Source organism: Nonomuraea sp. AD125B (genome assembly GCF_041402765.1).
Taxonomy (GTDB): Bacteria; Actinomycetota; Actinomycetes; order Streptosporangiales; family Streptosporangiaceae; genus Nonomuraea; species Nonomuraea bangladeshensis.
This window is the reverse complement of record NZ_JBGLOU010000012.1, coordinates 61,122-86,729: the sequence shown is the minus strand read 5'-3', so window position 1 is coordinate 86,729 and position 25,608 is coordinate 61,122. Positions and strand designations below refer to the sequence as shown.

At 71.1% G+C, this 25,608-nt stretch carries 25 protein-coding genes and 2 pseudogenes; 12 read left to right on the top strand and 15 right to left on the bottom strand.

Going from position 1 to position 25,608, the window contains the following annotated elements; translation table 11 throughout:
* Window positions 1–21: 21 nt before the first annotated feature.
* Complete coding sequence (locus ACBR40_RS29635) at window positions 22–1,140, top strand: GAF domain-containing sensor histidine kinase (protein ID WP_371250869.1); 1,119 nt, start codon at window positions 22–24, stop codon at window positions 1,138–1,140.
* Window positions 1,137–1,763: a response regulator gene (locus ACBR40_RS29630; protein WP_371250868.1), complete on the top strand. Its 627-nt coding sequence runs from the start codon at window positions 1,137–1,139 to the stop codon at window positions 1,761–1,763. The genes ACBR40_RS29635 and ACBR40_RS29630 overlap by 4 nt, the downstream gene beginning before the upstream one ends.
* 6 nt (window positions 1,764–1,769) lie before the next feature.
* Here ACBR40_RS29630 and ACBR40_RS29625 read toward each other — a convergent pair whose 3' ends face one another.
* The gene (locus ACBR40_RS29625) at window positions 1,770–2,486 is read right to left on the bottom strand and encodes a hypothetical protein (protein ID WP_344208358.1); all 717 of its coding nucleotides are present in this window, start codon (window positions 2,484–2,486) and stop codon (window positions 1,770–1,772) included.
* A 69-nt stretch (window positions 2,487–2,555) separates the two neighbouring features.
* Between ACBR40_RS29625 and ACBR40_RS29620 the strand changes: the two genes are divergently transcribed.
* The 4 genes and pseudogenes from ACBR40_RS29620 (at window position 2,556) to ACBR40_RS29605 (ending at window position 5,203) form a co-directional block, all read left to right on the top strand.
* Complete coding sequence (locus ACBR40_RS29620) at window positions 2,556–3,344, top strand: ABC transporter ATP-binding protein (RefSeq protein WP_371250867.1); 789 nt, start codon at window positions 2,556–2,558, stop codon at window positions 3,342–3,344.
* A pseudogene (locus ACBR40_RS29615) lies at window positions 3,345–4,175 on the top strand (SPFH domain-containing protein); the annotation flags it as partial.
* A 9-nt stretch (window positions 4,176–4,184) separates the two neighbouring features.
* Window positions 4,185–4,940, top strand: a complete 756-nt coding sequence (locus tag ACBR40_RS29610; RefSeq protein WP_344208354.1) for a sulfite exporter TauE/SafE family protein — start codon at window positions 4,185–4,187, stop codon at window positions 4,938–4,940.
* A gap of 23 nt (window positions 4,941–4,963) precedes the next feature.
* Window positions 4,964–5,203, top strand: a complete 240-nt coding sequence (locus ACBR40_RS29605) for a hypothetical protein (RefSeq protein WP_344208352.1) — start codon at window positions 4,964–4,966, stop codon at window positions 5,201–5,203.
* Here the strand turns inward: ACBR40_RS29605 and ACBR40_RS29600 are convergent.
* The 6 genes from ACBR40_RS29600 to ACBR40_RS29575 form a co-directional block, all read right to left on the bottom strand.
* Window positions 5,200–6,018 carry an NAD(P)H-binding protein gene (locus tag ACBR40_RS29600; protein ID WP_371250866.1) on the bottom strand — a complete coding sequence of 273 codons (819 nt, stop codon included), beginning with the start codon at window positions 6,016–6,018 and terminating at the stop codon, window positions 5,200–5,202. The two genes, ACBR40_RS29605 and ACBR40_RS29600, sit on opposite strands and share 4 nt — an antisense overlap.
* A gap of 44 nt (window positions 6,019–6,062) precedes the next feature.
* Window positions 6,063–6,881 (bottom strand): Rieske 2Fe-2S domain-containing protein, encoded by an 819-nt coding sequence (locus tag ACBR40_RS29595; RefSeq protein WP_371250865.1) that lies wholly within the window; start codon window positions 6,879–6,881, stop codon window positions 6,063–6,065.
* Between the two features lie 120 nt (window positions 6,882–7,001).
* Window positions 7,002–7,616, bottom strand: a complete 615-nt coding sequence (locus tag ACBR40_RS29590; protein WP_344208346.1) for an HD domain-containing protein — start codon at window positions 7,614–7,616, stop codon at window positions 7,002–7,004.
* Window position 7,617: 1 nt separating this feature from the next.
* A complete protein-coding gene (locus tag ACBR40_RS29585; RefSeq protein ID WP_371250864.1) occupies window positions 7,618–9,801 on the bottom strand; it encodes a molybdopterin-dependent oxidoreductase in 2,184 nt (727 codons plus the stop codon).
* 124 nt (window positions 9,802–9,925) lie between these two features.
* Window positions 9,926–10,576, bottom strand: coding sequence for a hypothetical protein (locus ACBR40_RS29580; protein WP_371250863.1), 651 nt, complete (start codon window positions 10,574–10,576; stop codon window positions 9,926–9,928).
* Window position 10,577: 1 nt separating this feature from the next.
* Window positions 10,578–10,736, bottom strand: coding sequence for a hypothetical protein (locus ACBR40_RS29575; RefSeq protein WP_344208337.1), 159 nt, complete (start codon window positions 10,734–10,736; stop codon window positions 10,578–10,580).
* A 607-nt stretch (window positions 10,737–11,343) separates the two neighbouring features.
* On the opposite strand from ACBR40_RS29575, the gene ACBR40_RS29570 reads away from it, so the two are divergent.
* Together ACBR40_RS29570 and ACBR40_RS29565 are read left to right on the top strand one after the other, a co-directional pair.
* Window positions 11,344–12,207 (top strand): helix-turn-helix transcriptional regulator, encoded by an 864-nt coding sequence (locus ACBR40_RS29570; RefSeq protein WP_344208334.1) that lies wholly within the window; start codon window positions 11,344–11,346, stop codon window positions 12,205–12,207.
* Entirely contained in the window at window positions 12,113–12,484 is a 372-nt protein-coding gene (locus ACBR40_RS29565) for a DUF397 domain-containing protein (protein ID WP_371250862.1), read from the top strand. Before ACBR40_RS29570 ends, ACBR40_RS29565 begins: the two co-directional genes overlap by 95 nt.
* Window positions 12,485–12,507: 23 nt before the next feature.
* Here ACBR40_RS29565 and ACBR40_RS29560 read toward each other — a convergent pair whose 3' ends face one another.
* Window positions 12,508–13,233, bottom strand: a complete 726-nt coding sequence (locus tag ACBR40_RS29560) for a DUF6082 family protein (protein WP_371250861.1) — start codon at window positions 13,231–13,233, stop codon at window positions 12,508–12,510.
* Between the two features lie 219 nt (window positions 13,234–13,452).
* Here ACBR40_RS29560 and ACBR40_RS29555 point away from each other — a divergent pair, with 219 nt between their 5' ends.
* The 3 genes from ACBR40_RS29555 (at window position 13,453) to ACBR40_RS29545 (ending at window position 16,707) form a co-directional block, all read left to right on the top strand.
* Complete coding sequence (locus ACBR40_RS29555; protein ID WP_344208326.1) at window positions 13,453–14,538, top strand: CapA family protein; 1,086 nt, start codon at window positions 13,453–13,455, stop codon at window positions 14,536–14,538.
* Between the two features lie 41 nt (window positions 14,539–14,579).
* A complete protein-coding gene (locus ACBR40_RS29550; RefSeq protein ID WP_371250860.1) occupies window positions 14,580–15,890 on the top strand; it encodes an SDR family NAD(P)-dependent oxidoreductase in 1,311 nt (436 codons plus the stop codon).
* 250 nt (window positions 15,891–16,140) lie between these two features.
* Window positions 16,141–16,707 (top strand): TetR/AcrR family transcriptional regulator, encoded by a 567-nt coding sequence (locus ACBR40_RS29545; RefSeq protein ID WP_371251029.1) that lies wholly within the window; start codon window positions 16,141–16,143, stop codon window positions 16,705–16,707.
* 7 nt (window positions 16,708–16,714) lie between these two features.
* Here the strand turns inward: ACBR40_RS29545 and ACBR40_RS29540 are convergent, their stop codons facing one another.
* Window positions 16,715–17,059 (bottom strand): hypothetical protein, encoded by a 345-nt coding sequence (locus tag ACBR40_RS29540; RefSeq protein ID WP_344208320.1) that lies wholly within the window; start codon window positions 17,057–17,059, stop codon window positions 16,715–16,717.
* Window positions 17,060–17,232: 173 nt separating this feature from the next.
* On the opposite strand from ACBR40_RS29540, the gene ACBR40_RS29535 reads away from it, so the two are divergent.
* Window positions 17,233–17,763: a hypothetical protein gene (locus ACBR40_RS29535; RefSeq protein WP_245775283.1), complete on the top strand. Its 531-nt coding sequence runs from the start codon at window positions 17,233–17,235 to the stop codon at window positions 17,761–17,763.
* 91 nt (window positions 17,764–17,854) lie between these two features.
* Here the strand turns inward: ACBR40_RS29535 and ACBR40_RS29530 are convergent, their stop codons facing one another.
* The 6 genes and pseudogenes from ACBR40_RS29530 to dnaK form a co-directional block, all read right to left on the bottom strand.
* A complete protein-coding gene (locus ACBR40_RS29530) occupies window positions 17,855–18,520 on the bottom strand; it encodes a hypothetical protein (protein WP_371250859.1) in 666 nt (221 codons plus the stop codon).
* A gap of 260 nt (window positions 18,521–18,780) precedes the next feature.
* Window positions 18,781–21,354 carry an ATP-dependent chaperone ClpB gene (gene clpB / locus ACBR40_RS29525; RefSeq protein WP_371250858.1) on the bottom strand — a complete coding sequence of 858 codons (2,574 nt, stop codon included), beginning with the start codon at window positions 21,352–21,354 and terminating at the stop codon, window positions 18,781–18,783.
* A 34-nt stretch (window positions 21,355–21,388) separates the two neighbouring features.
* A pseudogene (locus ACBR40_RS29520) lies at window positions 21,389–21,712 on the bottom strand (heat shock protein transcriptional repressor HspR); the annotation flags it as partial.
* 4 nt (window positions 21,713–21,716) lie between these two features.
* Window positions 21,717–22,955, bottom strand: coding sequence for a molecular chaperone DnaJ (gene dnaJ / locus ACBR40_RS29515; RefSeq protein WP_371250857.1), 1,239 nt, complete (start codon window positions 22,953–22,955; stop codon window positions 21,717–21,719).
* Between the two features lie 19 nt (window positions 22,956–22,974).
* Complete coding sequence (grpE, locus tag ACBR40_RS29510) at window positions 22,975–23,601, bottom strand: nucleotide exchange factor GrpE (RefSeq protein ID WP_371250856.1); 627 nt, start codon at window positions 23,599–23,601, stop codon at window positions 22,975–22,977.
* Window positions 23,601–25,469, bottom strand: a complete 1,869-nt coding sequence (gene dnaK / locus ACBR40_RS29505; protein ID WP_344208309.1) for a molecular chaperone DnaK — start codon at window positions 25,467–25,469, stop codon at window positions 23,601–23,603. Before dnaK ends, grpE begins: the two co-directional genes overlap by 1 nt.
* Between the last annotated feature and the right edge of the window lie 139 nt (window positions 25,470–25,608).

Sequence of the window (25,608 nt, the reverse complement as noted above, 5' to 3'; positions counted from 1 at the left end):
CCGGTCCCTAGAGTGGGGGCCGTGACGTCCGAACGAGACGAGATCCTGCACGCGGTGAGCTCCGCCGTGCTCGCGGTCACCCGGCACCTGTCCGTGCGCGAGGTGCTGCAGGTGATCGTGCGCTCGGCGCAGCGCCTGCTCGACGCCCGTTACGCCGCGCTCGGCGTGCCCGACGACGACGGCTCGTTCGCCGAGTTCGTCGCCGAGGGCCTGACCGACAAGCAGTGGGACGCGATCGGGCCGCTGCCGCGCCAGCACGGCATGCTGGGCGCGATGCTGCGCGAAGGCGCCCCCGTACGGCTTCCCGACCTGCGCGAGGACCCGAGGTTCGAGTGGTGGCCGAAGGCGCACCCGGTCATGAAGGACTTCCTCGGCGTCCCCATCCGCGACGGCGACGAGGTGCTCGGCATCATCTTCCTCGCCAACAAGCGCACGCCGGGCGCGGAGTTCACGCAGGCCGACCAGGAGCTGCTGACGCTGTTCGCCGCACACGCGGCGATCGCGCTGGCCAACGCCCGCCTCTACGAGAGCGGCCGCGAGCTCGCCATGCTGGAGGAGCGCAACCGCATGGCGAGGGAGCTGCACGACGCGGTCACGCAGAAGCTGTTCTCGCTGCGGCTGAGCGCCCAGGCGGCCGGCACGATGCTGGAGAAGGCCCCCGACCGGGCGGCGGCGGAGCTCGCGAACGTCCAGCGCCTGGCCGGCGAGGCCCTCGCCGAGCTGCGCGCGGTCATCGTGGAGCTGCGCCCGGCCGAGCTCGACCGGCACGGGCTGGCCGAGACGCTGCGTAAGCACGTACGCCTGCTGGACCGGTTGCACCCGCCGGTCGTGACGTTCGCCTGCGCCGAGCTGCCGCCGCTGCGGCCGGAGGTCGAGGTGGCGATGTTGCGGGTGGCCCAGGAGGCGCTGCACAACGCGCTGCGGCACTCGGGAGCCGGCGAGGTCGCCGTCCGCCTGACGTACGAGGGCGGCACGCCGGCGCTGACGGTACGCGACGACGGCGCCGGTTTCGAGCCCGGGGAATCACGCGGGCTCGGGCTGGTTTCCATGAGGGACAGGGCCGAGGCGGTCGGCGGCGTGCTGACGGTCGAGTCGGCCCCGGGACGGGGAACGACGGTGCGCGTGGAGGTGAGCGGGTGATCCGGGTGCTGATCGCCGACGATCATCCGGTGGTGCGGCAGGGGCTGCGGACGTTCCTGGACCTCCAGGACGACATCACGGTCGTCGGCGAGGCGGGCGACGGCGAGCAGGCCGTCGAGCTGGTCGGGCGGCTCGCCCCCGACGTGCTGCTGCTGGATCTCAGGATGCCGGTGCTGGACGGCCTCGGCGCGCTGGAGCGGCTGACGGGCGGGCCGACCCGCGTGGTGGTGCTGACGTCCGTGAGCGACCCCGGCGACGTGGGGCCGGCCATGCGGGCCGGCGCGGCCGGCTTCCTCTACAAGGACGTCGCTCCCGACGCACTCGTCCAGGCGGTCCGTACGGTCCACGGCGGCCAGGTGCTGCTCGCCCCCGAGGCCGCCGAGGCGATGCTGGCCGGGGAGTCGTCGCCCGTCGGGCCGCCGGACGCGCCGGTGCCGCTGACCGACCGCGAGCGCGAGGTGCTGCGGCTCATCGCGGCCGGCCGATCGAACAAGGAGATCGCCAAGACGCTCACGGTGGCGGAGAAGACGGTCAAGACGCACGTGTCGAACGTGCTCATGAAGCTGGGCGTCCAGGACCGCACCCAGGCCGCGCTGTACGCGGTCCGCCACGGCCTGGCCTGAGCGGGGCTAGGGGCTGCGGAGCGGCTCGAAGATGGCGTGGTGCGCGGCCACCAGGGCGCGGCGCACCGCCCGGTCGAGGTCGCGCAGCGCGCTCCCGCGCCGGGCGACCTGGGCGGCGGTGAGCCCGCGCTCGTCGGCCAGGCGGAGCACGGCGGCCAGCCGGGTGGCGAGGGTGCTGACGCGGTGGGCGCGGGCGGGGTAGCCGGGGGCCAGCTCGCCGCCGTGCCGGCCCAGCTCGGGCCGGCCCTGGGCGGGTCCTTCCGCCGACGACAGCGCGTCGGTGGCCGCGCGCATGGCGTCGGACAGCTCCCGCTCGGCCTCCGCCAGCGACGGCAGGTCGTGCCGGACCGGGCCCGACTCGTGCACGCCGAACCGCACGCCGTCGTACGACGAGCCGCGCCGGTCGGGCGCGGGCACCAGGCCGAGGTTGCGGTCGTCGAGCACGGCGATCGCGGCCTGGCCTGCGTCGACCGCGGCCGCGTTGAACGCCGGCGGCCCCGACAGCCCGAGCGGGTCGCCGGGCGCGGGCAGAGCGAGACGCAGCTCCCGCAGGCCGCTCGCGCGCAGGTTCGCGAGGTACGCGCGCAGCGGCACCTCGCCCGCGACGGCGGGCCCACCGGCGGTTTCCACGTGGTCGGCCGCCTCGTCGAGCCCCACGTGACCGGCGAGCCACGCGTTGCCCCAGGCGACCAGGGACGGACAGACAGGTGATTCAGGGCGCACCGATCCACGATATGCGCTCGCCCTGCAATAGGTTTGTCCCGAGGGTGACTCCTGAAGGAGGTAACGGGGATGGGTGGTCAGGTGCTGCGGCTCCAGGACGTCGCCGTCAGGCGGGACGGAGCGGCCCTGCTGCGCGGCATCGACTGGGAGGTCAACGCGGACGAACGCTGGGTCGTCATCGGTGCCAACGGCGCGGGGAAGACGACCTTGCTGCAGGTGGCGTCCACGTTGCTCTATCCGAGCGAGGGCGTGATCGAGGTGCTGGGCGAGCGGCTGGGGCAGACCGACGTGTTCGACCTGCGGCCGCGCATCGGCCTGGCGAGCGCGGCGCTCGCCGAGCGGATCCCGCCGGAGGAGAAGGTCATCGACCTCGTCCTGACGGCGTCGTACGGCATCATGGGCCGCTACACCGAGGAGTACGACTCCGACGACGTGACCCGGGCCGTCGAGCTGATCGACATGATGGGGGCGGCCCACCTGATCAGGCGCAGGTTCGGCACGCTGTCGGAGGGCGAGCGCAAGCGGGTGCAGATCGCCCGCGCCCTCATGCCCGACCCGGAGCTGCTGCTGCTCGACGAGCCGGCCGCCGGGCTCGACCTGGGCGGGCGCGAGGACCTGGTGCGCCGGCTGTCGACGCTGGCCGGCGACTACCGCTCGCCGACGCTGGTCCTCGTGACGCACCACGTGGAGGAGGTGCCGATCGGGTTCACCCACGGGCTGCTGCTGCGGCACGGCTCGGTGGTGGCCCAGGGGCCGCTGGAGGACGTGATGACGGCCGACCACCTGTCGCAGACGTTCGGGGTGCCGCTGACGCTGGATCGGAGCGCGGAGGGCCGCTGGTACGCGCGGGCGTACTAGGCCACGGCGGCCATCGTGGAGCGCCTGGGCCGCTACCACCGGACGCTGCGGCCGGGGCTCAACGTGGTGCCGTTCATCGACCGCATCAAGGACCTGATCGACCTGCGCGAGCAGGTGGTGTCGTTCCCGCCGCAGCCGGTCATCACCTCCGACAACCTCGTGGTCTCCATCGACACCGTGATCTACTTCCAGGTCACGAACCCGAAGGCGGCCACGTACGAGATCGCGAACTTCCTCACCGGCGTCGAGCAGCTGACCGTCACCACCCTCCGCAACGTGGTCGGCGGCATGGATCTCGAACGCACGCTGACCTCCCGCGAGGACATCAACACGGCCCTGCGCGGCGTCCTCGACGAGGCCACCGGCAAATGGGGCATCCGGGTCAACCGGGTCGAGCTGAAGGCCATCGACCCGCCCGCCTCCATCCAGGACTCGATGGAGAAGCAGATGCGCGCCGACCGCGACAAGCGGGCCGCGGTGCTGACCGCCGAGGGCCAGCGGCAGGCGGCGATCCTCCAGGCCGAGGGCGAGAAGCAAGCGGCGGTGCTGCGGGCGCGCGGCGAGGCGGAGGCGGCGGTGCTGCGCGCGCAGGCCGAGGCCGAGGCGCAGGCGATGCGGGCCAAGGGCCAGGCGGACGCCATCGGCATGGTCTTCCGCGCGATCCACGACGGCAGGCCGGACCAGCACCTGCTCGCCTACCAGTACCTCCAGACCCTGCCGGAGATCGCCAAAGGCGAGGCAAATAAGATCTGGATCGTCCCGTCGGAGATGGGAAAGGTCCTGGAGAGCCTTGGCGGCCTGTTCACGCCCCCCAAGAGCCCAGACACGTAAGGAGCGCTCGTGACGGGGTGGGAACTGGTCGCGGTCGGCGCGGCCGGCGTGGTGGCGGGCGCCATCAACGCGGTGGTCGGCTCCGGCTCGCTGATCACGTTCCCGACGCTGGTGGCGATGGGCGTCGACCCCGTGACGGCCAACGTCTCCAACACCATCGGCCTGGTGCCGGGCTCGTTCACCGGCGCCTACGGCTACCGCGCCGAGCTGAGCGGGCAGCGCGACCGGCTGCTCAGGCTCGGCCTCGCCTCGGCGCTGGGAGCGCTGATCGGCGGGCTCCTGCTGCTGGTCCTCGATCCCGGCGTGTTCGAGATCGTGGTGGTGGTGCTGATCGCGCTGGCCTGCGTGCTGGTCGTGATCCAGCCCCGGCTCAACGCCCTGCTGGCCGAGCGGCGCGAGCACGCGCACCCGGACGGCGGGCCGGTGCTCTGGCTGGCCGTGCTGGCCGCCGGCGTCTACGGCGGCTATTTCGGCGCGGCCCAGGGCGTGCTGCTCATCGGCCTGCTCGGCAGCTTCCTCGCCGACGGCCTGCAGCGGGTCAACGCCGCCAAGAACGTGCTCGCGCTGATCGTCAACGGGGTGGCGGCGGTGCTGTTCGTGGTGGTCGCGAAGGTGGACTGGCAGGCGGTGCTCGGGGTGGCGCTGGGCGCGATCGTCGGCGGCTTCGTGGGGGCCCGGGTGGGGCGGCGGATCCCGGCTCCGGTGCTGCGCGGCGTCATCGTGGCCGTGGGGGTCACGGCGATTATCGTACTGGTGTACGGATAGCGAAAAATGGGTATATCCCGGACATGAAGGGTGACCGGGTGGAGATCGTCATCGACGCGGGCGGCTCGCCCCGCACGTACGAGATCAGCGCCACCCGCGCCGGCCGGCGGGTCGAGATCGCCACGCGCCGGGGGCTCGTCGAGGTGAGCGAGGTCACCCGCGGCGGCACCCCCGTACGCACGGCCAGGTTCATGTCCAGCCGCGTCCTCGCCCTGGTCGAGCACCCGGCGGACGAGCGGGACCAGCGGGCCGACGACGCCTAGCTGAAGTCGGCCGCGTGGTCGGCGGCCCACTGGCGGAACGTCAGCGCGGGCCGGCCGAGCAGCCGCTCCACCGTGTCGGTGACCACCTCGGGCGCGGTCACGAAGCTCTCCCAGGTGCGCAGCGCGCTCTCCACGAACTCGGGGGCGCCCCAGAGCGCGGTCAGCAGCTCGCGGGCCTCCTCGGGCGACTGCTCCTCCCAGCGCACCTCGCGCCCGACCGCCTCGCCGATCATCCTGACCTGCTCGGCCTGGGTCAGCCGCTCGGGGCCGGTCAGCAGGTACGCGGCCCCGTTGTGCCCCGCCGAGGTCAGCACGTGCGCCGCCACCGCCGCGATGTCCTTCTCGTGGATCAGCGAGCGCGCCGCCCGCCCGTACGGCCAGCGCACCACACCCTGCCGCACCTGCTCCGCCCAGCCGAGGGTGTTGACCGCGAAGCCGCTGGGCCGCAGGAACGTCCAGCCGAGCCCGGAGCGCCTGACCAGCCGCTCCACCTCGTGGTAGTGGCTGCCCGGCTGGTCGGCCCCGGGGGCCGACAGGAGCACCACGCGGCGGGCGTGCCGGGCGACCGCCGTGATCGTCTCGTCGGCGCCGTCGGCGGTGAAGCTCGGCCAGAGGAGGAAGACGCTCTCCACGTCGCGCAGCGCCGGCTCCAGGCTCTCCGGCGCGGTCAGGTCGCCGCGTACCGTTTCCACGGGCAGCACGACCCGTCCGGGGTCGCGGGCGAGCGCCCGCACGTCCAGCCCCGCCTCCGCGAGCTGGGACACCACATGCTTGCCGACGTTTCCGGTCGCGCCGGTCACCAGGATCTTGCTCATGGCACGACCGTAGGACCTCAAGCTAACTTCAGGTCAACCTCGCGTCAGGTCATGGGCCGCACCTGGATCGTGCCGTCCCGCCGGATCCGCGTCTCGAACATCGGCGCGGGCGCGGTGGCCGGTCCGTGCCGCACCGAGCCGTCGCCGAGCCGGAACGTGCTGCCGTGCCACGGGCACACCACGCACGCCTCGCCGTTCTCCATGACCAGCCGCCCCTGGTGGAGCGGCCCGGCCAGGTGCGGGCAGTGGTCGGCGAGCACGGTGACGGCCTCGCCCCTTCGCAGCACGAAGAGCTGGATGTAGCCGAGCCGCCGCGCGACGGGCCGGCCGTCGGGAAGGTCCTTGAGCGGGCACAGGTCGTGCCATCCCAGCGGCACCAGGTGGGCCACCTGCGGGGCGTGGTTGGGCCCCGCGGCCTGGCGGTAGGCCAGGTGGCCGCCCAGGTAGGCGCCCAGCATGCCGACGCCGAGCCCGGCGAAGGACAACATCTTGCCCGGCCGCTCGTGCCCCTTCAGCCGCAGCAACAGCGAGGCGGAGAACAGTCCGAGCGCGGTCAGGTTCCCCGCCATGTGGACGAAGCCCACCCGTTGCTGCTCGCGGTGGAGCGAGGACCAGTCGGTCAGCCCGGCCGCCGCCGTCGGCAGCGCGCCGGCGATGCCGGTGGCCAGCAACAGCCGCGCCGCCCGGGGGTCGCCGCCCGCCGCGTCCAGCAACGCGGCCGACGTCCAGCAGCCCAGCGTGGCCGAGGCCAACGACGGGTGCAGCGGCTCGCCTATGGGGACGCCGTGCAGCAGGTCGCGCAGCCAGCCCGGTTTGACGCGGGTGCGTACGGCCTTGGCCAGCACACGGATGGGCCGGTCCATGGCCTTGGACTTCTCAAGCCGATCGGCCAGAGCGACCGGACCGGCGAATCCCCTCAATTGCCGACGTTTGGCGCGTACTGTCTCTTTCACGACAAGTCCCCTACCCCAGGCATACGGGGATCACTCGGCGAGGTGTCCCCTGGCCACGGAGAGCTCGACCAGCTCCAGGGCGTACCGGCCGAGCGTGGGTGAGCCCTCCTCGATGATGCGCACCTTCTCCCGTACCTGCGAGGCCCGGACCTTGAACAGCGGCCAGGTGCCGCCCTCGGTGTGATGGTTGGCCAGGATCGGGGCGAAACGGTCGAGCGCCTTCGCGAAGCGCGCCTCCGGCGTCGCGCGCTCCTCGAACTCGTCCCACAGCGCCCGCAGCTCCGCCCCCTGCTCGGCGGGCAACAGGCCGAAGATGCGCTCGGCGGCGGCCCGCTCGACGTCCGCCTGCGCGGCCACCTCGACCGGGTCGTAGATGAACGTGTCGCCGGCGTCGATCTCCACCAGGTCGTGCACCAGCAGCATGGCCACCACCCGCTGGAGGTCGGTCCCCGGCGGGGCGTGCTCGCCGAGGACCATCGCCAGCGTGCCCACGTACCAGGAGTGCTCGGCGGTGTTCTCCCGGCGGGAGCCGTCGATCAGATGGTTGCGGCGGATGATCCGCTTCAACTTGTCGATCTCGACGGCGAAAGCGATCTGGGCGTTCAGGCGACGGTCCTCTTCTGGCGCGATAGTCACGCGCAGCACCCTAATGTGCGGTGATCACCCCGGTTGGTGAAATCGTGACCGGAACTCCGTTGAACACTGCGTTACCACTTGGGGCGTCCACCGCGCTCTCGTCGGTGAGGTCGTTGACGCTCACGCCCGCGTGCGCGGAGGCCACGCGCTGCGTGCTGTCCGCGTGACCCCAGCCGTGCGGCAGGCTGACCACGCCCGGCATGATCGCCTCCGTCGGCTCCAGCGGCACCGTGAGCCGGCCCTTCGCCGAGCGCACCACCGCCTCGCCGGCGAGCCCGAGCCGCGCCACGTCCGCCGGGTTGATCTGCAGCGTGCAGGCGTTGCTGCCGCCGACCAGCGGGCCGACGTTGTGCATCCAGCTGTTGTTGGAGCGCAGATGGCGCCGGCCGATGAGGACCATCTCCGGCGCCTCCTCCTCCAGCTTCGCGCGCAGCCGCTCGACGTCCTCCAGGAGCTGCGGCGGCGCCAGCTCGACCAGGCCGGAGGCGGTCCGCAGCACCTCGTCCAGGCGGGGCTCCAGCGGGCCCAGGTCCAGGCCGTGCGGGTGGTCGAGGAGCTTGCGCAGCGACAGGTCGCCCTTGCCCGACCACTCGCCGTACGGGCCGAGCCTGAGCATGAGGTCGAGCCGCCGCTCGCCGCCGTCGCGGCCGTCCAGCGCGGCGCGCAGCTCGGCCACGTCCCGGCCCTCGACGCCGGAGCCGGGCGTCTGCGTGGCCTTGCGCAGCGTCTCGTCGATCACGAACGCGTCGAGGTCGCCGCCCTCCGTGCCGGAGGCGATCATCGCGAGCCTGGCCAGGATCTGGGACTCGGACGGCCGGTCGTCCATCGGCAGCAGGGGAGGGGAGTAACGCGCGTAGTTGCGTACCGCGAAGCCGAGCAGCGCGAAGTCGTAGTGCCCTGACTGCAGCACGCGCGGCGGCGGCAGGATGACGTTCGCGTGCCGGGTGGTCTCGTTGAGGTACGGGTCCACGCTCACCATGAAGTCGAGCCGCTCGAAGGCCGCGTCCAGCCGGGCCCCGTGGGGCGCCGACAGCACGGGGTTGCCCGCCACCGTGAGCAGGAACCTGATCCGGCCCTCGCCCGGCGTCTCGATCTCGTCGGCCAGCGTGGCCACCGGCAGCTCGCCATTGGCCTCCGGCAGGCCGCGCACCCGGCTCCGCCAGCGGCCCGTCGCGTACGGCCGCCGCCGCCCGCCGGACTCGGTGGCCGGTTTGGCGAACATCGCCCCGCCCGGCCGGTCGAGGTTGCCGGTGAGCGCGTTGAGCACGTCCACGAGCCACTGGGCCAGCGTGCCGAACTCGGCCGTGCAGGTGCCGATCCTGGCGTACACGGCGGCCGTGCGCGCCGCGGCCAGCTCCCTGGCCAGCCGCTCGATCACCGCCGCGGGCACGCCGGTGCGCCGGGCCACGGCCTCGGGCGGGAAGTGCTTGGCCGCCTCGCGCACCTCGTCCAGGCCGTTGACCTCGCGGCCGAGCGTGACCAGGTCCTCGGCGAACAGCGTGTGGACCATGCCGAACAGCAGGTACGCGTCCGTGCCCGGCCGGATGAACACGTGCTCGTCGGCGAGCGCGGCGGTGCGGGTGCGGCGCGGGTCCACGACCACCAGCTTGCCGCCGCGCCCGCGCAGCGCCTTCAGCCGGCCGGGGAAGTCGGGCGCGGTGCACAGCGAGCCGTTGGACTCCAGCGGGTTCGCGCCGAGCATCAGCAGGTGGTCGGTGCGGTCCAGGTCGGGGACCGGGACGGCCATCGGGGAGCCGAACATCAGGCCGCTCGACACGTGCTTCGGCATCTGGTCGGCGGTGCTGGCGGAGAAGACGTTGCGGGTGCCGAGCGCCCTGATCAGCGGCCCGGCGTAGAGCGCGCCCGCCATGGTGTGCGCGGTGGGGTTGCCGAGGTAGACGGCGACCGAGCTGCGGTCGCCCACCTGGTCGAGGCCCGCCCGTACGGCGGCGAACGCCTCCTCCCAGCCGACCTCGCGCCACAGCTCGCCCTCGCGGACGAGCGGCTTGCGCAGCCGGTCGGGGTCCTCGTCGAGCCGGCCGAGGCTGGCTCCCTTCGGGCAGATGAAGCCCTTGCTGAAGGGATCGTTCTTGTCACCGCGGACGCTGGTCACGTGCCCGCCCTCGTCGAGGGTGAGCGTCAGGCCGCAGACGGCCTCGCACAGGGGACAGGTCCGGTGGACGGTCGACGTCATCACGACTCCTGAGTTCGTCAGATGAACTCATCTTGGCCCGAGTCGCGCGCATGGGGAAGCCCCGGAGCCCCCGCGGTCTCCGAGGCTTGCCCCCTGGGGAAAGGCCCCATTCATCCCCAGGCTTCTAGCCGATCCGCACCGCCTGCATCGGGCTGCGCAGATCAGGCGGCTCCTTCAGGTCGGGCCGGAGCGAGATCCAGGCACGCCGGCCGAACAGCCGGTCGAGCCCCGGCGACAGCGTGCCCGGGGCCTCGTCCCTGCGGACGATCTCCACGATCACGAACTGCGCCCGCGTACGGTGCCGGTAGACGTTCACGCCGCGCGCCCAGCAGGCCGCGGCGATCTCCTCGCTGTAGGCGTCGAACTCCTCGGCGCAGATGCCGGCCCTCGTCAGCACCAGCGCCTTCTCCCCGGTCGCGGTCGGCGTGATCCACAGGATCAGCGGGATGCGCCCGGCCCTCGTGTGCATGGTCGTCTCCAGGCAGACCCGCTGCAGGCGGTGCCGGGAGACCACGCACCAGCAGTGGGCCGCGATCCAGCCGCGGCCGGTCCTGGTCACCGCCGCCGGCACCGAGATCGCGCTGGTCACCAGGGCGAACGGCAACAGGTGGCCGGCGTCCGCGGCCCGCAGCAGGAGCAGCGCGAACAATCCCAGCGCCGCCGCCAGCAGCAGCTCGGCCCGCGCCCGCCAGAGCCGGACGAGGATCCGTGCGCGCCCGGCGGCGGGCAGGTCCTCGTAGCCGGGGTAGATCTGGTTCCGTGGGTTCCTGGACACCTCACGTCACCTCCTCGCGCACCCGGCCGGGCACGCGGAGCTGGTCGAATCGCGGATCACGGTAGCGGCGCGCGCCGAACCCCGTCCTGGTCACCGTCCAGCCGACGTGGTAGGCGAACTCATCGGGCTCCATGCAGACCTCGCGGTCGGCCCAGGCCATGAGTTCACGGATACGGGACTTGATTCGGCCAGGTCCCTTGATACCTTGTGAGTACATAGAAGACCCCTTTCGCGGCATTTCTAGAGGTGGCTTCTGCGCCGGTCCGTCGGCTGGCGGCCGTTCCTCCCGCTGGGTGGCAGCCCATATGCGGGGATCAGGCCGACAGCCGCGGCCCGGCATTTTTTTGTGCCCGGCTCGTTCTTATTCGGGGACGGCGACGCCGCCGGAGTGCGTACGGCCCGGCATGCTCGGGCACGCGTTGCTGTGGGGGAGGCCCGGTGCGTGCGGCGAACTCGACGTCATGCCCGGCCTCCTCACGTCGGAGAAACCTTTTCCCTACGATCGTGCTCCGCTGGTGAGCGGGGCACAATACCTTCCGCCCGGAAGTTTTGGTTTTCTTGCGCGGAGCTTGCGGTGCAAGTTGCACGCAGCCGATCCGATCCGCGCTCTCGCCTTGCTCCTGAGCTCTCTCCGTGACAGCCTTCCGGCAAGGGCACCTGGCATTGGGTGTGCAACTTGCATGTACGATTGTGGGAACGGCCCCGAATGCCGTCCCCCAAACGATCCCCGCCGGTTACACCTTCCTTCCGGACAAGGAGAGCGGACGGTGCCATCGCAGCAGGGCAGCCCGACGGTACGCAGGCTCCGACTCGGCCAGGAGCTGCGTTTGCTGCGTGAGCGCAACAAGCTCACCGGCGCCAAGGCCGCCAAGGAGCTCGGCTGGTCTCCCAGCAAGGTCAGCCGCATCGAGGCCGCACGTACGATGCCCAGCGCCGACGACATCAAGGCACTGGTGAAGCTCTACGGCGTCGACGGGGGCAAACTTGACGAACTCATCGGCCTGCTGCGGGATGCGGAGCGGCGGGGCTGGTGGGAGGATTACCAAGACGCCCTGCCTGAGGAATACATGAGGTTTCTCGGGCTGGAAGCGGAGGCGACATACCAGCGCGCCTGGGAACCCCAGGTCGTGCCTGGTCTGCTGCAGACAGAGGATTACGCGAGGGAAGTGATCCTGGCCACTCGCGGCATCGCTCGGATCACTCATAGTGGCATCCGAAGCCGAGTGGAGGCCCGTCTCGCGAGGCAACAGCGAGTGTTGCACAGGAGTGACCCGTGTGCGCTCTCCGTGGTGCTGGATGAATCGGCGCTGATGCGACGATTCGGAGAGCCCTCCGTCATGCGGGAGCAGATGGAGCACCTTCTGGAAGTCTCGCTGCTGCCGCACGTGAACGTGAGAGTCCTGCCGCTGGAATCCCTGCACCCGGTCAACACAGGTGCATTCATCCACCTGAGGTTCTCGTCCTTCGATGACGTCGTGTACCTGGAGCAGTTGTATGCGGCGCATTTCGTCGAGGAGCTCGAGTGGGTGGCGGGCTATGAGACGGCCTTTGATCACATACGGCTGGAAGCGCTGGACGAGGACGAGTCACGCGTGCTCATCCAGCGTAAAGCAATGCTCTGGCGTCGCTAGAGCGGAACCTCAGAAAAGGGGCAACGGTGCCCCTTGCGCATTTGGGGAGAAAATGTACAACCATACTGCGACGACGGCTTGGCGGAAGAGCACTTTCTGCAACGGCGCCGACACGTGCGTGGAGGTCGCCCCGCTGGCCGACGGAAAAGTCGCACTGCGGGACGCCAAGGACCAGGATGGTCCCGTCCTGGTCTTCACTCCCGAAGAATGGGCCGCCTTCACCGCAGGGGTTCGTGAGGGAGAGTTCGACCTGACAGCTCTCCAGGTCACGGCCTGAAGATGAAGGCGTAACGCCGCCCGTCATGACACATCCGCCCCGGAGGTCGATCGACTCCGGGGCTGTTTCCTGCGCGCGTGACGGATCCAGATGATTCCCGCGGCGACGAGCGCCGTCGCCGTGACGACGGCCGAATTCCGGCCGGCGACCAACCTGTCCGTACGCGTGCTTCGGCTCTGTCGCCAAACCTGATCCATCACGTTGATGAAGCGCTCGCCGCGCCGGTCCTTTACCACCAGGAGCCTGTGGTCCCGGGTCGCCCGCCAGAAGTTGTGGCCGGCCTCCGTGCCGAAGAAATTCGCCCGCGCGTACTCGGCGAGCTGTTCCTCCGTCATCTCTCCCACTCTGAAGAGCATCTCCCAGTAGGAGAGGACCAGATTGAGATAGATGTGCACGCGCGGATCGAGCTGGGATCTGATGCTCAGCGCGTCGCTCAGCACGGGATTCTCTATCTGCAGCTGCATGAGTTGAAAATGGTGAGCGCGTTCGGCCTCCGCCCTGGCGAATCGCATTTCCCGCACCTGTAAGGAGAGAGAGAACCCGATCGCGACCAGGGCGAAGGCGGAGATGACGGCTGAAGCGGCGCCGTACGTCTCGCCGACGGCGCTCAACTGCTGCCATCGGGTCCCTGTGGGCACCAGGCGTTCCAGCAGGAGGGGCGTGAGCAGGGTCGCGATGAGGCAGGACAGCGTCGCAGCCGTGAGGAGCAGCGACCAACGCAACGCGCGTGAGCGATGACGGAACGTCATGCCTCCACAGTGCCATCTCGGCCGGTCGCACGGTGGAGAACCTGGAGCGCCACCACGGCCTGACGGCCCCGGCGGGCCGCGCTCCGGTAGTCGCGGCCGAGCTTCGGCAGGCCGGCCTCCCTGACGGGAGATGGTCAAATTGTTGCGATTTGCCGGGTAACGACCCCCGCATGGCATGCTCAATCCCTGAATGTCAGGATTCGAGCGGAAGTGCGGCAGATGAGACTCCCCCGTGCCCTCCCGTTGTTCGCCGCCATCGCGTCGGTGGCCTCGCTGGCCGCCTGCTCCTCTTCGGCGCCGGACAAGGAGTTGCAGGCCAAGCAGGCCGACCAGCAGGCGGCGGTGTCGCCGACGAAGAAGCCGACGCCGCAGCGGCGGCCGTACACGATCTCGTTCGGCGGGGACGTGCACTTCGAGGGCATCCTGCGGCCCCGGCTGGCCAATCCGCGCACCGCCCTCGGGCCCATCGCGAACGTCCTGCGCCAGGCCGACCTCACCATGGTCAACCTGGAGACGGCGATCACCACGGCGGGGACGCCCGCGCCGGGCAAGCAGTTCACCTTCCGCGCGCCGGCCAGCGCGTTCACCGCGCTCAAGTCGGCCGGGGTGGACGTCGTGTCCATGGCCAACAACCACGGCATGGACTACATGGAGAGCGGGCTGGCCGACTCGCTGGCGGCGATCAAGCGCAGCAAGTTCCCTGTGGTGGGGATCGGGAAGGACGCGGCGGAGGCGTACAAGCCGTACAGGAAGACCGTGAACGGCAACCGGGTGGCGATCATCGGGGCCACGCAGGTGCTCGACTCCGAGTTCATCCAGGCGTGGACGGCCACCGCGGACAAGGGCGGCCTGGCCTCCGCCAAGGACGAGGCAGCCCTGCTGCGGGCGGTGCGGCAGGCGCGCAAGAACTCGGACACCGTGATCGTCCACCTCCACTGGGGCACCGAGATGCAGAAGTGCCCGAACGAGGCGCAGCTCTCGCTGGCCCCCAAGCTGGTCAAGGCGGGCGCGGACGTCATCGTCGGCGGCCACGCGCACATCCTGCTCGGCTCGGGCTACCTCGGGAACGCCTACGTCAACTACGGGATGGGCAACTTCGTCTTCTACAACTCCAATCCCGCGACCACCGGCCGGACCGGCGTCTTGACGCTCACCATCAACGGCAGGAAGGTGCTGAAGGACCGCTGGACCCCGGCCACCATCCAGGGCGGCGTCCCGGTGCCGATGACGGGCTCGGCGAAGACCCAGGCGCTGACGGACTGGAAGGCGCTGAGGTCCTGCACCGGCCTTTCCGCGCGGCCCTAGCGGATCTATATTGCGGACGGAGCGTCCACTAGGGGGTCGCGATGCGGTGGGTCGAGTCCGGCGACGTGCGGCTGGCGGTCTACACGGACGGCGACCCCGCCGATCCGACCGTGCTGCTCCTCCACGGTTATCCGGACACGCACCGCGTCTGGGACGAGGTCGCGGCCCGGCTCTCCGGCCGCTTCCACGTGGTGCGTTACGACGTACGAGGGGCCGGGGCCTCGACCGGGCCCCGTGACCGCCGCGACTACGGCCTCGACCGTCTGATGGACGACCTGCGGGCGGTGCTCGACGCGGTGGCCGGCGGGCGGAAGGTCCATCTGGTCGGGCACGACTGGGGGTCGGTGCAGGGGTGGGAGGCGGCCGGGCGGGCCGGGCTGCGCGAGCGGCTGGCCTCGTTCACCAGCCTCGGCGGGCCGGGCGGGCGGCACCTGGCGGACTTCGCCCGGCACGGCGGGCGGCGGGACCGGCTCGCGCAGCTCGTACGCTCCTCCTACATCGGGTTCTTCCTGATCCCGGTCCTGCCCGAGCTGGCCTGGCGCTCCCTGGTGCCGCGGCTGCTGGCGCGCCGCCTGCGCCGCGAGGGCGCGCCCCCGCGCGACGGCCATCCCGCCCCGACCCTGGTACGCGACGCGCGCAACGGCCTCTGGCTCTACCGGGCGAACCTGCGGGGACGGCGGGGCCGGGCCGAGCCGGCCGGGCCGCCCGTGATCGACCTGCCCGTGCAGCTCGTGGACGCCGCGCACGACCCCTTCGTGACCTCGGCGCTGGCGGGCTGGTGCGAACGGTGGACGCCGCGGCTCTGGCGGCGCGAGCTCGACGCCGGCCACTGGGCGCAGCGCGCCCGTCCCGACACGGTGGCCGGCATGATCGCCGAGTTCGTCGCGCACGTCGAGGGCGCGTCCCCGTCGCGGGAGTTACGGCCGCAGGTCGATGTGGGCAATGTCGATCAGATGGCTGATTTTTCGCGAAATGTCATTGCGGAATATGGAGTGCCGGGCATTGTGCTCAACAATGCCGGGATCACCATCGCCGGCCCCATTCTCGATCACACCGTCGACGACTGGCGGCGCACGATCGACACCAATCTCTGGGGCGTCATTCGCGGCTGCCGGCTGTTCGGGGCGGCCATGGTGGCGCACGGACAGGGCGGGCACATCGTCAACGTCGCGTCCCTGGCGGCGTTCGCGCCGACGCGGCTGCTGCCGGCGTACTCGGTGTCCAAGGCCGCCGTGAAGGCGCTCAGCGACAGTCTGAGGGCCGAACTGGCGGGACACGGCATCGGGGTGAGCGTCATCCGCCCGGGGTTCCGCGCGGGTGGCCGCGCACATTCCGCGGGCCGTGGACCGTAATGAGGCGGTCGTTCCGGTCAACCCGGAAGCCGAAATAGGTTATGCGCTGTCCCGGATTTCGCCCCGGCTGATGCGGACACTGGCGCGGCTGGGGTGACGAGCGAGAAATCCAGAAATTTTCCAACTAACGATCGCGCCTTCGGGAGAAGATGAATCCGTGTCTTCGCCGCAGATTGAGAACGATTGCTCCCAGCCTCCCGCCCTGAGGCGGCGTCCCGCGCAGCGCCGCAGCGCCCGCCGCGTCGAGCGCATGCTCGACGCCTGCGCCGAGCTGCTCGACGAGTCCGGCTACGAGGCCCTGTCCACCACCCGCATCGCGGAGCGGGCGGGCGTGGCGATCGGTTCGGTCTACCAGTTCTTCCCGGACAAACGGGCCATCACCCAGGAGCTCACCCGGCGCAACGTCGAGGAGTTCGTCCGCCGGGTGGACCGCCGTTTCCTGGAGGAGGACTACCGGGGGTGGTGGGAGGCGGTGGACGCCATCATCGACGTCTACGTCGACATGCACCGCTCGGTCGCCGGCTTCAAGAGCCTGCACTTCGGCGACGCCGTCGACCTCAACCTGCTCGACTCCGACTCCGAGAACAACACGGTCATCGCCGGCCGGCTGCGCGGGCTGTTCCTGACCGAGTTCGGCCTGGCCGACGACCCGAGGCTGGACGTGTCGGTGCTGGCGGCCGTCGAGGCCGGTGACGCGGTGCTCAAGCTGGCCTTCCGCCGCCGTCCTGACGGCGACCCCGAGATGATCGAGGCGGCCAAGCAGCTCATCCGCGGCTTCCTGTCGCGCCAGCTCAAGAACCTGTCGCCGGCCGTCTGAGCCGCGACTACTCGCCCGTCACGGCGCGCTCGACGTCCTGGACCAGGCCGGGCAGCCAGTCGGGGGCGGCCTCGCCCGGCCGCCCGCGCCCGGCGTGCTCCTCGCGGCCGAGCGCGCTGGCCGAGAACTCCTGCAGCTGCGGCGTGGACGGCGGGTGCAGGCAGGGCACCGAGTACGACACCGGCCGCGCGTCCCTGGCCTCGCGGAGCTGCAGCCGCGCCTCCAGCGCCCGCAGGTTGCGCTCGGCGGCCTCGATGGCCTCCATCCGGGCCGTCAGATAGCCGGCGACACCGGGCACCAGAGCCGACAACACGACCACACACGCCAGCGCGAAGGTCGTCTGCTTGGACATGCCCATGACAGCCCCTTCCGCTCGCGAGAACGCGTAGCGATCCGTATATCCCCCGCAAGCAGTGTCAACACGCAGAGAGTGACCAGTCTTTACCGTGGAGTGACCGAAATCCGGACCCACCGGCGATGCGCAATGACCGGGCAAAGGCGCACGTGGCTCGGTAGTCTCACGGTGTGGCGCATGTGACCCGTGAGCACCTTGATCGTCTGCTTGAGCAGGCCCTTCTGGCCGACGACCACGATTCCCTGGCCAGTCGGCTCTACGACGTCGCGCTCGGATACTCCTCGGGCGACGTCTCCAGGGCGTCCATCCTGGTTCTCGCCGCCGAGGAGTGGCGGGCGGCCGGACAGCCCGCGCGCGCGATGGAGTGTTTCCAGCGCGCGCTCGAGGACGGCGGCGAGACGGGCTTCGACCCGCGTGCCGGCATCGCCGACACGCTGTTCGAGCTCGACCGGCAGGAGGAGGCGAGAGAGGTCATCGAGACGATACGCGCCGAGGGCGGCGTCTCGACGGCGACCGCTCACACGATCGCCGAGACGCTGGTGGCGTACGGAGACCTGCGGGGCGGCCTGGAATGGGCGACCCAGGCCGCGCTGGGATCCGACGAGAGCGACCCGGAGCACGATGCGGCGCTGCGTACGCGCTACCGCATCAGGGTCGATCTCGGGCTGCCCGAGGACGAACTGGACGCGCTCGTCCACTGACGGTCCGCCCTGAGAAGGGCGCACCGCCGGGATCGGCGCGTGTACCGTTCCACAGGTGCACGCGCCATTCCGCCGTGCCCGCGGCAGGGGGTCAGTGCAGGCCGAGATCCTGGACGAGGCCGGTGAGGCCGGCCAGGCCCGGATCGCGTCCCGGCAGCACCGGCGAGTCGCCGAGGTCGCCGAGCGCCTGCGGCAGCAGCTCGCCGACGACCTGCGAGCCCACCTCGCCCGCCGGCTTCCGCGCCCCGCGCGGGTCCTTGCGCGGAGAGCCGGCGGTCACGGTGTGCGGCTCCCACGAGGCGCGGGCCGGCGTTCCCGGCAGGACGGGCACCTGGGGCAGCGTCGGCAGGGCCGCGACGTACGCCGCCGTCGCCAGATCCCTCATCCCGGCCGGTCCGGCCGCGGCCTGCCGGACCCGCGGGGAGGCGGAGGACAGGGGCGGCATGCCCCAGCTGGCCGGCACACCCCCGAGATCGACCTTGCCCGGCAGCGCGCCCCCCGAGGCGAGGCCGGTCAGCCCGAGCTGCCGGGCCAGCCGCCCGGCCGCCATGGCCAGGTCGCCCGCCTCCGGGGCGATCACGGTCCCGCCCGGCACGTCCTCCGGGCGCACCTCCACCCGCCCGGCGCAGCCGAGCAGGCTGGTCGAGTGCCGCGCTCCGCCACAGGTGTCCGCGCCCGTGGGGCCCGCGGCGAACCAGCTCACACCCGCGGCCAGCGCGGCCGTCGCGACGATGATCCGGAACTTGTGGGATGGCACTGGCACGCCCCCTGGTCGTTGTTCGCTCGTCTGACGAACGCCGAAGCTAGCCCTCCGGGGGGCGGGGCGTGCGGGGCTTGTCCGAAGGGTGGGGCGAACCTTACCGAGCGGGCGGGCCCATGACCGTGCCATGAGCCCCCCTGATCGCCCCCGGAGAACGCCGGAGCCCGGGGCCCACGGACGGGGCCCCGGGCTCCGGGCGAGCGTCAGGCTCCGGGAGCCCGGGGCCCACGGACGGGGCCCCGGGCTCCGGGCGGGCGTCAGGCGGCGCGCTGGACGAGCAGCTCGTCGTCGCCGAGCTCCACGGTCACCTTGTCGCCGTCCACGACCTCGCCCGACAGGACGGCCTTGGCCAGCTTGTCGCCGATGGACGACTGCACCAGGCGGCGCAGCGGCCGGGCGCCGTAGAGCGGGTCGTAGCCGGTCAGTGCCAGCCACTCGCGGGCCGCCGGCGTGACCTCCAGCGTCAGCCTGCGGTCGGCCAGGCGCCGGGCCAGCCGCTCGACCTGCAGGTCGACGATCTGGGCCAGCTCCTCCGTGCCGAGGGCGTCGAAGAGGATGACGTCGTCGAGCCGGTTGAGGAACTCCGGCTTGAAGGCCGAGCGCACGGCCGCCATGACGGCCTCGCGCTTGGCGTCGTTCTCCAGCTTGGGATCGATGAGGAACTGCGAGCCCAGGTTGGAGGTGAGGATCAGGATCGTGTTGCGGAAGTCGACCGTGCGGCCCTGGCCGTCGGTCAGCCGCCCGTCGTCGAGCACCTGGAGCAGGATGTCGAAGACCTCGGGGTGGGCCTTCTCGACCTCGTCCAGCAGCACCACGGTGTAGGGGCGCCGGCGTACGGCCTCGGTGAGCTGGCCGCCCTCCTCGTAGCCGACGTAGCCGGGAGGCGCGCCGACGAGCCGGGCCACGCTGTGCTTCTCGGAGTATTCGCTCATGTCGATGCGGGTCATCGCCCGCTCGTCGTCGAACAGGAACTCCGCCAGCGCCTTGGCCAGCTCGGTCTTGCCCACGCCCGTCGGGCCGAGGAAGAGGAACGAGCCCGTCGGGCGGTCGGGGTCGGCGATGCCGGCCCGGCTGCGGCGTACGGCGTCGGAGACCGCGCGTACGGCCTCCTGCTGGCCGATGAGCCGCCGGCCCAGCTCGTCCTCCATGCGCAGCAGCTTGGCCGTCTCGGCCTCCAGGAGCCGCCCGGCGGGGATGCCGGTCCACGACGAGATCACCTCGGCGATGTCGTCGGCCCCGACCTCCTCCTTGACCATGGCGTTCTCCGGCTGCTCGGCCTCGGAGGCGGCCTTGAGCGCCTGCTCCAGCCGCGGCACCTCGGCGTACATCAGCCGCGAGGCGGCCTCGAAGTCGCCGTCGCGCTGGGCCCGCTCGGCCGCGCCCTTGGCCTCGTCGAGCTGCTTCTTCAGCTCACCGACCTTGTTGAGCCCGGCCTTCTCCTGCTCCCAGCGGCCGACGAGGGCGTTGAGCTCCTCCTGGCGGTCGGCCAGCTCCTGGCGGAGCCGCTCCAGCCGCTGGACGGAGGCCTCGTCGGTCTCCTTCGACAGGGCCAGCTCCTCCATCTTCATCCGGTCGACGGAGCGCTGGAGCTGGTCGATCTCCACGGGACGGGAGTCGATCTCCATGCGCAGCCGCGAGGCGGCCTCGTCGACCAGGTCGATCGCCTTGTCGGGGAGGAAGCGGTTGGTGATGTAGCGGTCGGACAGCGCGGCGGCGGCGACCAGCGCGCCGTCGGAGATCTGCACCTGGTGGTGGGCCTCGTAGCGGCCCTTCAGTCCGCGCAGGATCGCGATGGAGTCCTCGACCGTGGGCTCACCCACGTAGACCTGCTGGAAGCGGCGCTCCAGCGCCGGGTCCTTCTCGATGCGCTCGCGGTATTCGTCGAGCGTGGTCGCGCCGATCATGCGCAGCTCGCCGCGGGCCAGCATGGGCTTGAGCATGTTGCCCGCGTCCATGGCGCCCTCGGCGGCGCCCGCGCCGACGACCGTGTGCAGCTCGTCGATGAAGGTCACGACCTGGCCTTCGCTCTCCTTGATCTCGGAGAGCACGGCCTTCAGCCGCTCCTCGAACTCGCCGCGGTATTTCGCCCCCGCGACCATCGCGCCGAGGTCGAGCGAGATGAGCCGCTTGCCGCGCAGCGACTCCGGCACGTCGCCGGCCACGATGCGCTGGGCCAGGCCCTCGACGACGGCGGTCTTGCCGACGCCAGGCTCGCCGATCAGCACCGGGTTGTTCTTGGTGCGCCGGCTCAGCACCTGGACCACGCGGCGGATCTCGCCGTCGCGGCCGATGACCGGGTCGAGCTTGCCGCCCCGGGCGCGCTCGGTCAGGTCGACGCCGTACTTCTCCAGCGCCTGGTAGGTGTCCTCGGGCGTCTCACTGGTGACGCGGGCGTTGCCGCGCACCTTCTCGAACGCGTCGAGCAGCGCCTGCGAGGTCGCCCCCTGCGCCTTCAGCAGGTCGGCGACCTGGCCGCCGTCGGCCGCGAGGCCCACCAGCAGGTGCTCGGTGGAGACGTAGAGGTCTTCGAGCCGGTTGGCGTGGTGCGCGGCGGTGTTCATGACCGTGAGGAGCTGGCGTGAGCTCGACGGCGCCCCCACCGTCGCGCCCTGCGCCTTCGGCAGCCCGGCCAGCAGCTCCTCGACCCTGGTGCGCAACGCGCGCCAGTCGGCGCCGACGGCTTCCAGCAGCGGCACGGCGGTGCCGCCCGTCTGCGCGAGCAGGGTGGCCATCAGGTGAGCCGGGGCGATCTCGGGGTTGCCCTCCGCGGCGGCGCGCCGCATGGCCCCCGAGAGCGCCTCCTGGCTCTTCTGGGTGAGCTTGTAGTCCATGTCGTTCTCAGGCCCCCGGTGGCAGCTCGTAGCGGATCAGCGCTCTGACCATGCGCATCTCGGCGCGCAGGCGGTGAACCTCCTCGCGCAACCGCAGGGTCTCGTTCTCGAGCTCGAGAATGCGCTTGATGCCCGCGAGGTTGATGCCCTCTTCCTGGGAGAGCCGCTGCACCTCGCGGAGCTGGATGATGTCTCTTGTGGAGTAGAGGCGGCCGCGCCCGGCCGTACGGCCGGGGCTGACCAGGCCGAGCCGGTCGTACTGGCGCAGGGTCTGCGGATGCAGCCCGGACAACTGCGCGGCCACCGAGATCACATAGACGGGTGTGTCGTCGGACAGGTCGAAATAGTTGGCGTCCATCGGCTCACTCGCTTCTGGCTCGCTGAATGAGGTCGGCGCGCGGGTCCTCGCCCGCGGTCGCGGTCTGGAACTCGCTGAGGAGCTCGCGCGACTTGTCGTCCAGCGTGTTCGGCACGAGCACCTCGACCGTGGCGAGCAGGTCGCCCTTGGTGCCGTCCTTACGGGACACGCCCCTGCCGCGCACCCGGAAGGTACGCCCGTTGGGCGTGCCCGGCGGGATGCGCAGCGTGACCGGCATGCCCTTGAGGATGGGCACCTTGATCTCGGCCCCCAGGGCGGCCTCCGTGAACGTCACCGGCACGGTGACGGTCAGGTTGTCGCCCGAGCGGCCGAACACCGCGTGCGGCTTGACGTGGGTCTGGATGTAGAGGTCTCCCGCGGGGCCGCCGTTCTCGCCCGGCGCCCCCTTGGCCTTGAGCTTGACCCGCTGACCGTCGGCGACGCCGGCGGGGATGCGGGCCTGGATGGTGCGGGTGCTCTTGGCCCGGCCGCTGCCCTCGCACACGGGGCAGGGGTCGTCCACGATCAGCCCGCGGCCCTTGCAGTCGCGGCAGGGCTCGGAGAAGGCGAAGTTGCCCAGGTTGCGGCTGGCCGCGCCGGTGCCCTCACAGGTCGGGCAGACCCTCGGGGTCGTGCCCGCCTTGGCGCCGGTGCCCGTGCACGCGGCGCAGGCGGCCGAGCTGGTCAGCCTGAGCGACACCGTGGTGCCCTCGACGGCCTCGGTGAACGAGAGCGTGACCTCGGACTCGATGTCCTGGCCACGCCGCGGCCGGGTCGTGGGGGTGGGGGTGGACGCCCCACCCCCCCCCCCGGGGTACAGCCCCCCCGGGGGCGGGGGGGGGGGGGGGGGGGGGGCCCCCCCCCCACCGCCGCGGTTGAACAGCCCGCCGAACAGGTCGCCGAGCCCTCCCGCGCCCCCCTGCTGCCCCTGCCCGGTGCCGCCGAACAGGTCGCCGAAGTCGAACGAGAAGCCGCCCGCCCCCGGCCGCTGGCCGCCCACCCCGGAGCCGAACAACGTCCGCGCCTCGTCGTACTCCTTGCGGCGCTTGGTGTCGGACAGGACGTCGTACGCCTCGGAGACCTCTTTGAACTTGGCCTCTTTGGCGGTGTCGCCCTGGTTGCTGTCGGGGTGGTACTGGCGGGCCAGCTTGCGGTAGGCCTTCTTGATCTCGTCAGCGGTCGCGGTCTTGGGCACACCAAGGACGGCGTAGTAGTCCTTCTCCAAGTAGTCCTTGGTGCTCATCTACGGCCCTTCGTCCTCGTCAGCTTTCGTCTTCGGTTTCACCCTGGCCGCCCGCGGCGGGCTCCTGGGGCTCGGCGGGCTCGGCCACGGCCACCCGCGCCGGCCGCAGGATGCGCTCGCCCATGCGGTAGCCGGGCTGGAACACCTCGACCGCGGTGGCCTCGGTCACGTCCGCGGAGTAGCTGTGCATCAGCGCCTCGTGGACGGTCGGGTCGAAGGGGTCGCCCTTCTGCCCGTAGGCGGTGAGGCCGAGCTTGGTGAGCGTGGCCTCCAGCGACTCCGCCACCTTCGCGAAGCCGCCGGTGAGCTCACCGTGCTCGCGGGCGCGGCCGATGTCGTCGAGCACGGGCAGGAGCTCGGTCAGCGCACTCGCCACCGCCTGCTCCCTGACCGCGGCGCGGTCGCGCTCGACGCGCTTGCGGTAGTTGACGTATTCGGCCTGGAGTCGCTTCAGGTCCTCGGTCCGCTCGGCGAGCTGGATGGCCAGCTCGCCGTCGGCGGCGGGACCGGCGGCGGCCGGGGCCTCGGCGGGCTGGCCGGCCGTCTCCTGGGCGGCGTCGGGCTCGCGAGGCAGCCCCGTCTCCGGGTCGATCTTGCGGTTGTCGCGGATCACCGGCTCCTCGTGCCCGTTGTCACGCGGCGGCATCACTTGTCCTTCTTCGGCTCGTCGTCGACGATCTCGGCCTCGACCACGTCCTCGTCGGCCTTCTGGCCCGCACCGGCCGCGGCGTCCTGCGGGGCGCCCTCGGGGCCGCCCTGCTGACCCTGGCCGGCGGCGTAGATCGCCGAGCCCATCTTCTGGCTGACCGTGGCGAGCTTCTCCGCAGAGTTGCGGATGACGTCGGTGTCGGTGCCCTCCAGAGCCTTCTTCAGCTCGGCCAGGGCGTCGTTGACCTCGGTCTTGATGTCACCGGGGACCTTGTCGTCGTTCTCGCGGAGGAACTTCTCCGTCTGGTAGGCGAGCCCGTCGGCGTTGTTGCGGACCTCGGCCTCCTCGCGGCGCTTCTTGTCCTCCTCGGCGTAGGACTCGGCCTCGCGCATCATGCGCTCGATGTCGTCCTTGGGCAGCGCCGAGCCGCCGGTGATGGTCATCGACTGCTCCTTGCCCGTGCCCAGGTCCTTGGCGGAGACGTTGACGATGCCGTTGGCGTCGATGTCGAAGGTGACCTCGATCTGCGGGATGCCGCGCGGGGCCGGCGCGATGCCGGTGAGCTCGAAGGTCGCGAGCTTCTTGTTGTAGGCCGCGATCTCGCGCTCGCCCTGGAAGACCTGGATCTGCACCGACGGCTGGTTGTCCTCGGCCGTGGTGAAGACCTCGGAGCGCTTGGTCGGGATCGTCGTGTTGCGCTCGATGATCTTGGTGAAGATGCCGCCCTTGGTCTCGATGCCCAGCGACAGCGGGGTCACGTCGAGCAGCAGGACGTCCTTGACCTCACCCTTGAGCACGCCGGCCTGCAGGGCGGCGCCGATGGCGACGACCTCGTCGGGGTTGACGCCCTTGTTGGGCTCCTTGCCGCCGGTCAGCTCCTTGACCAGGTCGGTCACGGCGGGCATCCGGGTCGAGCCGCCGACCAGCACCACGTGGCTGATGTCGGAGACCTTGATGCCGGCGTCCTTGATGACCTGGTGGAACGGGCCCTTGGTCCGCTCGAGCAGGTCGGCCGTCAGCCGCTGGAACTCCGAGCGCGTGAGCTTCTCGTCGAGGTGCAGCGGGCCCTCGGAGGAGGCCGTGATGTAGGGCAGGTTGATGCTGGTCTCGGACTGGCTGGACAGCTCGATCTTGGCCTTCTCCGCGGCCTCGCGCAGGCGCTGCAGAGCCATCTTGTCCTTGGACAGGTCGACGCCGTGGGCGTTCTGGAAACGCTTGACGAGCTCGTCGACGACGCGCTGGTCCCAGTCGTCGCCGCCCAGGTGGTTGTCACCGGAGGTGGCCTTGACCTCGACGAAGCCGTGGCCGTCCTCGGAGCCGACGTCGAGCAGCGACACGTCGAAGGTGCCGCCACCGAGGTCGAAGACCAGGATGGTCTGGTCCTGCTCCTTGTCGAGGCCGTAGGCGAGGGCCGCGGCGGTCGGCTCGTTGATGATGCGGAGCACGTTGAGGCCCGCGATCGTGCCGGCCTCCTTGGTGGCCTGCCGCTGGGCGTCGTTGAAGTAGGCCGGGACGGTGATCACCGCATCGGTGATCTTCTCGCCCAGGTAGGCCTCGGCGTCCTGCTTGAGCTTCTGCAGCACGAAGGCGCTGATCTGCTGCGGGGAGAACTTCTTGCCGTCGATCTCCTGGGACCAGTTGGTGCCCATCTCGCGCTTGACGGAGCGGATGGTGCGGTCCACGTTGGTGACGGCCTGCCGCTTGGCGACCTCACCGACCAGGACTTCGCCGTTCTTCGCGAAGGCGACCACGGACGGCGTGGTCCGCGAGCCCTGCGCGTTGGCGATGACGGTGGGCTCACCGCCCTCGAGGATCGAGACGACGGAGTTGGTCGTCCCAAGGTCGATACCTACCGCACGTGCCATGAGTACGTCCTTGTGGTGAAAGTTGAGTCGGTCGGACTCAAGCTACGGATGACGGTCGTGTTTGTCAAACGACTTGAGCCTACTCGACTCAACCCTTGTGAGCGCGCCCGCATTCCCGATCCTGCCCCAGAATTCTGCA

Bases quoted from the DNA above. Each gene is read 5' to 3' on its own strand.
- grpE (WP_371250856.1), bottom strand. From the start codon at position 23,601: ATGCCGCCGCGTGACAACGGGCACGAGGAGCCGGTGATCCGCGACAAC.
- ACBR40_RS29565 (WP_371250862.1), top strand. From the start codon at position 12,113: ATGAGACGGCCTTTGATCACATACGGCTGGAAGCGCTGGACGAGGACG.
- ACBR40_RS29605 (WP_344208352.1), top strand. From the start codon at position 4,964: ATGAAGGGTGACCGGGTGGAGATCGTCATCGACGCGGGCGGCTCGCCC.
- clpB (WP_371250858.1), bottom strand. From the start codon at position 21,354: ATGGACTACAAGCTCACCCAGAAGAGCCAGGAGGCGCTCTCGGGGGCC.
- ACBR40_RS29545 (WP_371251029.1), top strand. From the start codon at position 16,141: ATGCTCGACGCCTGCGCCGAGCTGCTCGACGAGTCCGGCTACGAGGCC.
- ACBR40_RS29600 (WP_371250866.1), bottom strand. From the start codon at position 6,018: ATGAGCAAGATCCTGGTGACCGGCGCGACCGGAAACGTCGGCAAGCAT.
- ACBR40_RS29540 (WP_344208320.1), bottom strand. From the start codon at position 17,059: ATGTCCAAGCAGACGACCTTCGCGCTGGCGTGTGTGGTCGTGTTGTCG.
- ACBR40_RS29560 (WP_371250861.1), bottom strand. From the start codon at position 13,233: ATGACGTTCCGTCATCGCTCACGCGCGTTGCGTTGGTCGCTGCTCCTC.
- ACBR40_RS29585 (WP_371250864.1), bottom strand. From the start codon at position 9,801: ATGACGTCGACCGTCCACCGGACCTGTCCCCTGTGCGAGGCCGTCTGC.
- dnaJ (WP_371250857.1), bottom strand. From the start codon at position 22,955: ATGAGCACCAAGGACTACTTGGAGAAGGACTACTACGCCGTCCTTGGT.
- ACBR40_RS29555 (WP_344208326.1), top strand. From the start codon at position 13,453: ATGAGACTCCCCCGTGCCCTCCCGTTGTTCGCCGCCATCGCGTCGGTG.
- dnaK (WP_344208309.1), bottom strand. From the start codon at position 25,469: ATGGCACGTGCGGTAGGTATCGACCTTGGGACGACCAACTCCGTCGTC.
- ACBR40_RS29595 (WP_371250865.1), bottom strand. From the start codon at position 6,881: ATGGACCGGCCCATCCGTGTGCTGGCCAAGGCCGTACGCACCCGCGTC.
- ACBR40_RS29575 (WP_344208337.1), bottom strand. From the start codon at position 10,736: ATGGCCTGGGCCGACCGCGAGGTCTGCATGGAGCCCGATGAGTTCGCC.
- ACBR40_RS29620 (WP_371250867.1), top strand. From the start codon at position 2,556: ATGGGTGGTCAGGTGCTGCGGCTCCAGGACGTCGCCGTCAGGCGGGAC.
- ACBR40_RS29550 (WP_371250860.1), top strand. From the start codon at position 14,580: ATGCGGTGGGTCGAGTCCGGCGACGTGCGGCTGGCGGTCTACACGGAC.